We start from the raw sequence: 2998 nt of genomic DNA, 5'->3' as shown, positions 1-2998 counted from the left end.
TGCCGCCATTTATCATCTTCCTGCAGGCGCTGATTTCGGTAGAACAAACGCAGCCCGGCCCCGGACGGGATACTGCCGCCACGCAGAAGCAGATCCACCTCGGTATCGCTCGCATCAAATCCCCTAGACCTCAGTTCAGTATCAAGCTGCTGGCGCTGATGATTGCTAATCTGCTGTTTGTACCCTTTCCGCCGCTTCGGTTTTACCAGTCTCAACCTGGCTGTCAGCTCCCGGCGTTCCTTCTGACTCATGCCGTGGAGGTAATCGTGCAGTTCCTTCTCATTCATGGTTTTAATATCGGGCAGCCCCCCCCCTGATTGGTGCAAATTTTCAACAGGGGGACAGTTATTGCCACGAGTCCAAGGGGCGCAAGCGCCCTGGTCGGCTGCCGCCTCCTGAACGTCAACGGCCTTGCGAACCTTTTTCCACTTCACCGCGTGCGTGCAAATCTTGCCCTCTACAATCGGGGACCAGATGCCATAGATACGGATACCGTGATCACCGTAGGCGCTCGGTTCGTCGTTAAGCTCATATGCCGTGCGGACAAGGTGATGTTTGCGGGGCACCAGTACACCGCCCTGCTTCATGATGTAGGTGGCAAAGCAACCCGCATCTGCCGCTGCCAGTACCGCATCCAGACGCGGATTATCCAGTACCGGCGCACCCGCTATGCGTTCGCCCTGCACTCTCGCCGCCTGACCAGCCAGCAAACGCAGCTCTCGGTATGCCTGACGCCCCGGAATACCAAAGAAACGGAACTGCTGGACACGATGCAGTGACGCCCAGGCGGTGACATGCTCGGCGCTGTCACGCAGTGATCTGCCGGTTTCTTTGCTGATTTCTTTAGCCAGCCCGCGCCCGTCGATGTTCTTGCTGATGTATTTGGCGATGTAGCTGGTCGGCGTGCCCTTGCGCGGGTTGATTAGCTCGGACTTGAAGCGCGGCCCGGTATTGGTGCCCAGCTCCTCGCGGTCTTCACGGATGGCAAACTTACGCAGCATCGCAGTGATGGAACGGCGGTCTTTTTTGCGCATGAAGCACAGAAGATGCCAGTGTACTGTGCCGTCATGGTGCGGCTCTGCCACGCGGACGCCATACCAGCGCAGCCCGGCCTTGTGCATGGCCTTGCGGAAAGCGGCGAACGTATCAACCAGATAGTCGCTGCTCTGCCGGACGGTAGCGCTGGTCCACTTCGGATTAGGTCTGCCGTTGTTGAGGGTTGCGTGAAAGCGTGACGGGCAGGTGATGGTATAGAACACCGCGCAGTCTCCGCGCATTTCCGCTATCAGCTCCAGTCCCTTAACACAGGCCATCATTTCATTACGGCGGTGTGCCGGGTTGCTGTTGCTTGCGTTCACCACGTCTTCCATGTCCAGCGTGTCACCGTCTTCGTTGACCAGTTCATGTGAACGGAAGAACTCCAGCGATTTGCGGCGCTGCTCGCGTTTGTGGATCACGGCTTCATAGCTGACATACGGGGACGCTTTCTTGTTGACCAGGCAGACGGCGCGCAGCTGCTCCTCCCGCCACTCGCAGCGCATCTGCCACAATTTGCGATACCACCAGTCCGCGCACAGCATACGCGCCAGCGACGATGGGATCAGTTCATAAGGCACCGGCTTGCGGCGGTGCTTTTTGCGGCGTAACTTCTCAAAGGCAGGCGGGATGACCTCAAGGCGCATGGCTTCTGCAGCAACCCTTTCCCATGCCTGGCGGATTTCTTCTGGTTTAACATCGTCACTGACAAACAGATCACTGTAGGCCGCATCGAGACACATGCTCATATGTGCCGCAACCAGCGTGGAAAGGCGCTTGACCTGCTCCTGATTCATTTCAGGCAGTACCAGCAGCCCCTCCAGCCCATCCTGGCTCGCCATGAATCGGAAAGACGCAGACACCTGGCTGTCCCGCACGCGCTCCAGCCGCTCAAGACAAGGCCTGATTGTTTCGCGCAGATAGCGGGAATAAGCTTTAGCCCTGCCCAGGCTATGGAAGTATTTAATCCGCTCCAGCAAAGGCTTGCTGATATGGGCAGGCATGGCGCTTACATCGGCAATAATCACCAAATCGGGATTAACGCGCTGCTGTTCGCGGGCCATTTTGGCATGGCTAATCAGCCGATCCTGCTCAATTTCACGCTGGACAGGATCGCGGGATTCATTAAAGAAATAGCGTTCCCAAACCTCATCACTCAACGTCTCACGGCGCAGTTGTTCGTGCTCGTTATCCGCAGCGTACAGAGTGATGAGGTTTGAAAGCGCAGACTCCGGCGCAATTTCCGCCGGTTCCAGATACGGGTTAACCGCTTTTTTTGGGTTATTCCATGGAAAGGCCACGGCGGCCTCATTCGAGCCGCCGGTGGTTTGTGCATGATGTAATGTGAATTTACTCACTGCCACGCCCGCACCTCAGTTTCCACCGAGACATCAGGACCAGACGCCAAATCAACACCAAACCAGCCTGCTGATTTTGTGGCGATGATTTCTACTGCAGTTTTACTATCACCGGCAGCCACGCCCATGCTGCGCTTAGCGGTTATACGATGGCGAGTAAAATCACGATAAAGCGAACGGGTCAGAGACGTATCGCTGTTGGACACGATAACCGGATGACCTTCTGATGACCGGCGTTCAAGAATAGACGCCAGATGGTACTGATCATCCTCTGTAAAACCAGCGGTGTGATATCCGTTAAACGTGCCGTCATATGGTGGATCGCAATAGACAACATCACTCGTTTGCAGCAGTGCCAGTGTCTCGTCATAGCTAGCGCAGATAAACGTTGCGCGTTTTGCTTTTTCTGCAAATGCGCGTATTTCGTTTTCAGGGAAGTACGGCTTTTTATAATTACCGTAAGGAACATTAAAATAACCGTCCAAATTATAGCGACACAGTCCGCGATAACCATGGCGATTTAAATATAAGAAATACAATGCGCGTTCAATTTCGCCACCATGGCGCAAGTTAAACTCCTGTCTCGTCTTATAATATGCCTCTGG

The 2998-nt window shown here is 55.0% G+C and carries 2 protein-coding genes; both read right to left on the bottom strand.

Going from position 1 to position 2998, the window contains the following annotated elements:
- Positions 1 to 2399, bottom strand: a 2399-nt coding sequence (locus KQJ18_RS23015; protein ID WP_216422843.1) for a replication endonuclease, incomplete at its 3' end; no start/stop codon positions are given.
- On the bottom strand, positions 2390 to 2998 hold a 609-nt coding region (locus KQJ18_RS23010), incomplete at its 5' end, for a Dam family site-specific DNA-(adenine-N6)-methyltransferase (RefSeq protein WP_216422842.1). The genes KQJ18_RS23015 and KQJ18_RS23010, both read right to left, overlap by 10 nt.

This window comes from Citrobacter sp. S55_ASV_140 (assembly GCF_018919505.1).
Lineage (GTDB): Bacteria > Pseudomonadota > Gammaproteobacteria > Enterobacterales > Enterobacteriaceae > Citrobacter > Citrobacter werkmanii.
Note: the sequence above shows the minus strand (reverse complement) of the source record. Positions and strands in the feature narration are given on the sequence as shown.